A 6,899-nucleotide genomic window follows, 5' to 3' on the forward strand; every position below is an offset into this window, starting at 1 on the left:
GATCAGAGCCCCGTGGTGACGTCGATCGACTGGCCGGCGGCCAGCGTCACGATCGCTTTCTTGATGTCGACGCGACGTCCCTGGATGCCCCGGAACCGCTTGGTCTTGCCCTTCTGGACGAGGGTGTTGACCTTGACGACGTTGACCTTGAACAGGCTTTCGACCGCCGCGGCGATCTCGTCCTTGGTCGCCTTGTCCGCGACGCGGAAGACGACCTTGTTCTGTTCCGACAGGATCGTGGCCTTCTCGGTGATCACCGGAGCCAGGATGGTGTCGTAGTGCTTGGCGGTGGGTTGCGCGCCGGCCATCACGCGGCCTCCTTCTTGGCGAAGCGGGCCTCGATCGCGTCGACGGCGGCCTTGGTCAGCACCAGCTTGTCGGCCCGCAGGATGTCGTAGACGTTCAGGCCGGCGTTCGGCAGCACGTCCACGTGCGGGATGTTGCGGGCGGCCAGACCGAAGTTCTCGTTCACTTCCGGGCCCGCGATGATCAGGGTCTTGGTCCAGCCCAGCTTGCCGAACTGCTCACGCAGCGCGGCGGTCTTGGCTTCCTTGACGTCCACCGAGTCCACGACGACCAGATCGCCCGAAACGACCTTGGACGACAGGGCGTGACGTAGGGCCAGGGCGCGGACCTTCTTCGGCAGCGAGAAGCCGTGGTCGCGAACGACCGGGCCGAACGCGCGCGAGCCGCCGACGAACTGCGGCGCACGGCGCGAACCGTGACGGGCGCCGCCGGTGCCCTTCTGCTTGTACATCTTCTTGCCGGTGCGAGAGTTCTCGTTCCGGGTCTGGACCTTGTGGGTGCCGGCGCGGCGCTTGGCCAGCTGCCAGTTGACGTAGCGAGCCAGCAGGTCGCCGCGGATGTCGGTGATGCCGAACACGGCGTCCGACAGTTCGACGTCGCCCGAGGCCTTGCCGTCCAGTTTGATGACCGAAAGTTTCATTACGCTTCACCGCCTTCAACGGCTTCGGCGGCCGGAGCGGTCTCTTCCGCCGGGGTCTCGGCGGGCTGCTCGGCGGCGGCCGGGGCCGACTTCGACTTGATGCCGCCCGGGAACGGGGCGTCGGCCGGACGGGCCTTCTTGATTGCGTCGCGGACCTTGACGTAGGTGCCGTCGTGGCCCGGCACGGCGCCCTTGACCAGGATCAGGCCGCGCTCGCTGTCGATGCGGACGACGGTCAGGTTCTGGATGGAGACGATCTCCTGACCCAGATGACCGGCCATCTTCTTGCCCGGGAAGGTGCGGCCCGGATCCTGACGGTTGCCGGTCGAACCGTGCGAACGGTGCGAGACCGAGACGCCGTGCGTGGCGCGCAGACCGCCGAAGTTCCAGCGCTTCATGGCGCCGGCGAAGCCCTTGCCGACGGTCGGCGCCTGGACGTCCACCTTCTGGCCGACCACGAAGTGATCGGCGGTGAACTCGGCGCCCACGTCCAGCAGGCCGTCCGCGTCGACGCGGAACTCGGTGACGTAAGCCTTCGGCTCCACCTCGGCCTTGGCGAAGGTCTCGCGCTGGGCCTTGTTGGTGTTCTTGGCCTTCTTCGTGCCGGCGCCCAGCTGCAGGGCGACGTAGCCGTCCCGCTCCTGAGTGCGCTGGCCGACGACCTGGCAGCCGTCGAGTTGAAGCACAGTGACCGGAACGTGCGCGCCGTCTTCGGCGAACACGCGGGTCATGCCCAGCTTCTTGGCGATCACGCCCGTGCGCATCGGATCCCGCCTTCTCTTCTTAGATCTTGATCTCGACGTCCACGCCGGCGGACAGGTCGAGCTTCATCAGCGCGTCCACGGTCTGCGGGGTGGGGTCGACGATGTCGAGCACGCGCTTGTGCGTGCGGATTTCGAACTGCTCGCGCGACTTCTTGTCGACGTGCGGCGAACGGTTCACGGTGAACTTCTCGATCAGGGTCGGCAGCGGGATCGGACCACGAACGGTCGCGCCCGTGCGCTTGGCGGTGTTGACGATCTCGCGCGTCGAAAAGTCGAGGACGCGGTGATCGAAGGCCTTGAGCCTGATGCGGATGCTTTGATCCATATCGGTGCTTATCCCAAGCGGTCGGTGGACCGCGTCCCTGTGAACCATTTCAAAGACCGAAGCCTTCGGGCCGAAGCCCTCAGGGTACGCAATCCGCAAAAACGATCGGCCTGCACGGTCGCCCGCGAGGCCGAATGAACCCAAGAGTGCTGCAAAGAACAGGGTCTTGAGGCGTTCCTGCGGGCCGCGTCTGCACCCGGGGGTGCACAGCCGGTCCAACAAGAGTGCGGGCTTATGACGATCGATTCCGATTTGGTCAAGCGTCCGAGGGCGATTCAGCCTGCACCGACGGAACATGACCGAAGCGAAAGCATTTCGCCCCACTTGTCGCCCGCGTGTCGTCGCATCTACGCCACAATGCGTGTCCTGGCCGCCACAGCGGCGCAAGGCGACGCTTTTGTGAACCCCTTGTAATGGCGACGCTTCCCCAACGCGGGCTAGGCCGACGCCTCGCGGTCGATTGGCCGCGCCAACGAGAATGGACATAAGAAAATGAAGTCGATCTTCTTCGCCACCGCCGCCGTCGCCGCCTTCGTCGCCGCCCCGGCCTTCGCCCAGGACGCCGTCGGCTCGGTCGGCGTGACCTACTCCGACAGCCAGCTGGAGCTGGGCGGCTTCGAAGCCGACAGCGACGCCTGGGCCCTGGACGGCTCGGTCGCCATGCCGGCCTTCGGCGCCTGGACCGTCACCCTGGCCGGCACCGTCGCCGACACGGAAGACGAGACCGTCCCGTCGGGCAACGTCCACCTGACCACCATGATCGGCGGCGACCTGCGCGTCGGCGGCTTCGTCGGCGCGGCCGACGTGGCTGACGAGACCGTCCTGAACGCCGGCGTCGAGGTTCAGAAGTACCTGGGCGGCGCCACCCTGACGGGCGTGGTCGCCTACAGCACCGCCGACGACGCCGACCTGGACATCTGGTCCGCCGGCGCCGACGCCGCCTTCTACGTCACGCCGGCCCTGCGCCTGAACGCGGGTCTGGGCTACGTCACCATCGACGACGCGGACGCGGACGGCGTGACCTACTCGGCCGGCGCCGAGTACCAGCTGGGCGCGACACCCTTCTCGGTGACCGCGGGCTACGCGCACTCGGACATCGAGGACCTGGACGTCGACACCTGGTCGCTGGGCCTGCGCTACAGCTTCGGCGGCGGCTTCCAGACGCGCGACCGCGCCGGCGCCGCCCTGCCCGGCTCGGGCGTGCTGGGCCTGCTGGGCGCGCTGTAAGCGTCCGGATCGCCTGAAAGACGAAGCCCCGGCGGAGCGATCCGCCGGGGCTTTTTCATGTCGGGTCGTGTGGGAGTCAGCGGCCGACGGTGACTTCCCCCCCGCCCATGATGTTCCGCTGCGTCCTGCCGGTCACCTCGGCCACGCGCACGTCGCCGCCGCCCATGATCGAGACGTCCAGATCGCCGACGGTACCGTCGAAGGCCACGTCGCCGGAACCGGCGATGTTGACGCCCAGATCGGCCAGCCGGCCGCCGCGCACGGCCACGTCGCCCGAGCCGCCGATGTTGACCTCGCCGCGGCCGCCGGTCGCGCCGGCAAGGATCACGTCGCCGGACCCGCCGATGTTCACCTCGAAGCCGCCGGTCGTTCCGCCGCGCACCTCGCCGGACCCGCCGATGTTGATTTCCAGCTCGCGGCTGTTGCCCAGTACCGCGGAGCCGGAACCGCCGATGTTCAGCCGCACGTCGCCGGTCACGTTCGGCACCGTCCAGTCGCCGCAGCCGCCGATCGACAGATCGACCTCGCGCGCGCCCTGCCCGACCGTGCCATAGACGCCGCCGCCGGCCGCCACCTTCACGTCGCGCGGAGCCCGCACGATGATCAGCGGCGCGTCCGAAAGATTGACCCGTCCCAAGCCGCGCACGTCGACGCTGGCGCCCTGTCCCGGCTGTGTTCCGCCGGAGGGGCCCGAACGGCAGTCGCGAATGCGGCTGTGCCGCATCATGAAGCGGCGCTCCGAAAGCCCGCCCTCGACGACCGTCGTGTCGCCCTCCTTGCGCACGCGCAGCGCGGGCAGGTCGGCGCGGCCGGCCTCCACCGACACGGCGACGTCGGCGCGGTCCTCGACGATCACCACCACGCGGGCGACGGCGTCCTTGATCTCCACCTCCTGCGCCGCGGCGGGCAAGGCGGCGGCCACGGCGAGCGCGGCGGCGGAAACGGCGAGAATGGTCTTCATGGCGGGGCTCCCCTCTGCAGGATCTGATGCCTGAGGGTGCGCCCCCGCCAGTCGCGGGTCACTTTAAATCGAGGTCATGACCTCCCCGTAAGGAAGGTCAGGCGTTCAGGGCCCGCGCGCCGTCCGCGACGCCCAGTTCCGGCTCGAAATCGCGCTGGAAGTCGTTCAGCCGGCTCTTCAGGCCCCCGACCCGCTTCAGCGCCAACGACGCCGCCCACCGCGCCGCCAGCTCGGGCGTCTGCATGACGTCGGTGGGACGGGGACGCGCCCCTCGGCTGCGCAGAACCGCGTTGGTGTAGAGCGCGCCGTTGCGCCACCGTGACGGCCAGGTCTGGAAGTCCATCGACAGGCTGACGCAGAACCGGTCCAGGTTCTCCACCCGGTGCGGCGCATAGAGGGGCCAGGTCAGGGCCTGCCCTGGATCCAGATCGATCACTGTGGCGTCACCCTCGAACGCGCGGACGTAGGGCAGCTCCTCGGTCGTCTGGCGCGCCACGACCTGCTCCATGCAGCGCTCCGGCAGGTGCGCCTCGTCGCCGGGATAGACGAAGATCCGCTTGCGGCCCCGCAGATGGAACAACACCACCCCCGCCGGGTCGAAGTGATAGGGCACGCGCGCCTTGGGCGACGACAGGATCAGCTGCCCGGCGTTGGTGACCGCCCTCATGCCCGGATAGGACTTCTGGATGCGGGCGAACTCGGCCATGGCCGCGTCCCACAGGTCGGGCGCGGCCTCCTGCGCCGAGCGGATGTTGACCCACAGCCGCCCCGCCTTGATCGCCTCCAGCAGCTCGGCCCCCGACAGGCGTCCGCGCGCGCCGGTCCGCAGCGACACCTGACCCTCGTCGTCGTAGTCGTAGAGATTGATGTCGAACAGATCGGCCGGGCAGCGATCCAGCAGGGCCGCCAGCCAGACGTCCTCGGCGAAGCCTTGTGCGTTCAGGGTGTGGGCGTGGACGGCGGCCTCACGGATCGGGCCGGCGTAGCGGGTGGTCATGGCTCAGGCCCTCGCGGCGGCGGGTGACGGGGACAGTTTGGCGGCCGCGGCGCCCACGGCCGACAGGGCGCCCCTCAGGCGGGCGGAGGGCGTGACCTCGCAGGCCTCGATCGCCGCCCAGCGGCGGCGCACGCTGGCGCCGATCCGGTCGCCACGACCCCCGCCTGTGGCGTTCAGCAGGCCGACGGCGGCACGGCCGGCGCTGCGGGCCAGTCCGGGCCGCTCGATCACGGCCTCGACGATCCGGCGCTCGGCGTTGCAGAAGTATTTCTTGTAGCTCTCGCCCTGAAATCCGTAGTCGAACACCCGGAAGCCGTCGGCCGAGGCCAGCCGCATGGTGTCCATGCTCAGCAGGATGCCGGGCGAGCAGCGGGCGACCGCCGGGTCGTAGACCGGAAACCAGAAATGGTACTGGTCCGTGGCGTGCAGCGAGATCTCCAGCGCCGCCAGCCGGTCGCCGCCCCACAGGGCCGCCATCGAGGCGCCGAAGCGGCCGTGGTGATCCCGCGTCAGGGCGTGCAACACGTCGCGGGTCCAGCCGCAGGCGAAGACGTCGTGCCGACCCGTGCGGCGGTACTGCTCGCGTTTCAGGTCGATCAGCTGGTCCAGCAGGGTCGGATCAGTCAGGCCGCGCTCCACCCGGATCGGGCCCAGTTCGGTCTCGAGGCTGCGCCGGGCGCGCTCCTTGTCCTTGAAATATTTGCCGAAGGTCGCGCGGCGTTCGGCGTACCAAGCGTCGTAACCGTCCGGCAAGGCCGCCTGCACCGTCGCGCGGCGTTCTCCGCCGTTCGCCGGCCCCACCCAGCCGCCGACGCTCAGCCGCGGCGCCTTCAGCAGGTCGGCCACCTGCTCCAGACCGATCGTCTCACCGGCCTGGACGATCACGCCGTGGTAGTCGTTCAGCGGCGCGGCCAGCGGCTGGATCGATCCGCCGCGGCGCTGGTGCGGGAAGAAGCCGATCACCCGGCCGCCGCGCCGGAACAGCGCCACCCTCGCGCCGGGCGTGACGGCGCCCGCCACCTGCGTGAACTCCGGCTGGAAATAGGGCGAGACCAGGTCTGGGTCGGCATCGACCATGGCGCGCCACGCCTCGACCAGCGACGCGTCCAGTTCCTCCGGCGAGATCAGGTCGACCGCAAGGGTCATGGTCGGGCTCCGTCCGCCCGCATGCACGTCGGGCCGTCCCGCATCCTGCCCCCGCGCCCGTTGCGGCGCGGTTTAGCGGGATGGTGAACGAAACCTGCCGACGCGGCCGGGCGTTGCCGTGGCGAACCCGTGGAGACCGTCATGACCGCCCGCCAGCCCGGCCGACAGAGCGAATACGAACAGGAAAAGCCCGTCCGCGAGGGCGAGCCGCCCCATCCGGCGCAGGAACCGGCGGGCTCGGAAGGCTCGTCGAACAGCGGCCAAACCGCCACCGACCCCGCCACCGGCAAGCCCAACGACTGACTGCTCCGGCAGCAGAAAGGCCCCGGGATCGCTCCCGGGGCCTTTCCAGTCTCGGTCCTGTGATCGTCGCTTACGCGATGATCTTGGACACCACGCCGGCGCCGACGGTGCGGCCGCCTTCGCGGATGGCGAAGCGCAGCTTCTCTTCCATGGCGATCGGGGTGATCAGCTCGACGGTCAGCTCGGCGTTGTCGCCGGGCATGATCATCTCCACGCCTTCCTTCAGGTGC

Annotated in this window: 9 protein-coding genes and 1 pseudogene; 2 read left to right on the top strand and 8 right to left on the bottom strand. The window is 69.4% G+C overall.

Annotated elements, in window-relative coordinates; translation table 11 throughout:
• Nucleotides 1-2 precede the first annotated feature (2 nt).
• The 4 genes from VGR32_RS12910 to rpsJ are packed head-to-tail and all read right to left on the bottom strand — an operon-like array spanning nt 3 to nt 2,035.
• On the bottom strand, nt 3-308 hold the full coding sequence (locus VGR32_RS12910; RefSeq protein ID WP_327451285.1) for a 50S ribosomal protein L23: 306 nt from the start codon (nt 306-308) through the stop codon (nt 3-5).
• Entirely contained in the window at nt 308-946 is a 639-nt protein-coding gene (rplD, locus tag VGR32_RS12915; RefSeq protein WP_327451287.1) for a 50S ribosomal protein L4, read from the bottom strand. Before rplD ends, VGR32_RS12910 begins: the two co-directional genes overlap by 1 nt.
• Entirely contained in the window at nt 946-1,710 is a 765-nt protein-coding gene (gene rplC / locus VGR32_RS12920) for a 50S ribosomal protein L3 (RefSeq protein ID WP_327451289.1), read from the bottom strand. Before rplC ends, rplD begins: the two co-directional genes overlap by 1 nt.
• A gap of 19 nt (nt 1,711-1,729) precedes the next feature.
• The gene (rpsJ, locus tag VGR32_RS12925; protein ID WP_003164367.1) at nt 1,730-2,035 is read right to left on the bottom strand and encodes a 30S ribosomal protein S10; all 306 of its coding nucleotides are present in this window, start codon (nt 2,033-2,035) and stop codon (nt 1,730-1,732) included.
• Between the two features lie 492 nt (nt 2,036-2,527).
• Between rpsJ and VGR32_RS12930 the strand changes: the two genes are divergently transcribed.
• Nucleotides 2,528-3,262, top strand: a complete 735-nt coding sequence (locus tag VGR32_RS12930; RefSeq protein WP_327451291.1) for a porin — start codon at nt 2,528-2,530, stop codon at nt 3,260-3,262.
• 76 nt (nt 3,263-3,338) lie between these two features.
• Here VGR32_RS12930 and VGR32_RS12935 read toward each other — a convergent pair whose 3' ends face one another.
• The 3 genes from VGR32_RS12935 to VGR32_RS12945 form a co-directional block, all read right to left on the bottom strand.
• The gene (locus VGR32_RS12935) at nt 3,339-4,223 is read right to left on the bottom strand and encodes a GIN domain-containing protein (protein WP_327451293.1); all 885 of its coding nucleotides are present in this window, start codon (nt 4,221-4,223) and stop codon (nt 3,339-3,341) included.
• A gap of 97 nt (nt 4,224-4,320) precedes the next feature.
• Complete coding sequence (locus VGR32_RS12940) at nt 4,321-5,220, bottom strand: transcriptional regulator (RefSeq protein ID WP_327451295.1); 900 nt, start codon at nt 5,218-5,220, stop codon at nt 4,321-4,323.
• A 3-nt stretch (nt 5,221-5,223) separates the two neighbouring features.
• A complete protein-coding gene (locus VGR32_RS12945) occupies nt 5,224-6,366 on the bottom strand; it encodes a GNAT family N-acetyltransferase (protein WP_327451297.1) in 1,143 nt (380 codons plus the stop codon).
• 141 nt (nt 6,367-6,507) lie between these two features.
• On the opposite strand from VGR32_RS12945, the gene VGR32_RS12950 reads away from it, so the two are divergent.
• The gene (locus VGR32_RS12950; RefSeq protein WP_327451299.1) at nt 6,508-6,669 is read left to right on the top strand and encodes a hypothetical protein; all 162 of its coding nucleotides are present in this window, start codon (nt 6,508-6,510) and stop codon (nt 6,667-6,669) included.
• Nucleotides 6,670-6,739: 70 nt separating this feature from the next.
• Here the strand turns inward: VGR32_RS12950 and tuf are convergent.
• Nucleotides 6,740-6,899 (bottom strand): annotated as a pseudogene (gene tuf, locus VGR32_RS12955) (elongation factor Tu); the annotation flags it as partial.

Origin of the sequence: Brevundimonas sp., assembly GCF_035935935.1 — a bacterium.
Taxonomy (GTDB): domain Bacteria; phylum Pseudomonadota; class Alphaproteobacteria; order Caulobacterales; family Caulobacteraceae; genus Brevundimonas.

Bases quoted from the DNA above. Each gene is read 5' to 3' on its own strand.
- VGR32_RS12950 (WP_327451299.1), top strand. From the start codon at position 6,508: ATGACCGCCCGCCAGCCCGGCCGACAGAGCGAATACGAACAGGAAAAG.
- VGR32_RS12910 (WP_327451285.1), bottom strand. From the start codon at position 308: ATGGCCGGCGCGCAACCCACCGCCAAGCACTACGACACCATCCTGGCT.
- rplC (WP_327451289.1), bottom strand. From the start codon at position 1,710: ATGCGCACGGGCGTGATCGCCAAGAAGCTGGGCATGACCCGCGTGTTC.
- rplD (WP_327451287.1), bottom strand. From the start codon at position 946: ATGAAACTTTCGGTCATCAAACTGGACGGCAAGGCCTCGGGCGACGTC.
- VGR32_RS12930 (WP_327451291.1), top strand. From the start codon at position 2,528: ATGAAGTCGATCTTCTTCGCCACCGCCGCCGTCGCCGCCTTCGTCGCC.
- VGR32_RS12945 (WP_327451297.1), bottom strand. From the start codon at position 6,366: ATGACCCTTGCGGTCGACCTGATCTCGCCGGAGGAACTGGACGCGTCG.
- VGR32_RS12940 (WP_327451295.1), bottom strand. From the start codon at position 5,220: ATGACCACCCGCTACGCCGGCCCGATCCGTGAGGCCGCCGTCCACGCC.
- rpsJ (WP_003164367.1), bottom strand. From the start codon at position 2,035: ATGGATCAAAGCATCCGCATCAGGCTCAAGGCCTTCGATCACCGCGTC.
- VGR32_RS12935 (WP_327451293.1), bottom strand. From the start codon at position 4,223: ATGAAGACCATTCTCGCCGTTTCCGCCGCCGCGCTCGCCGTGGCCGCC.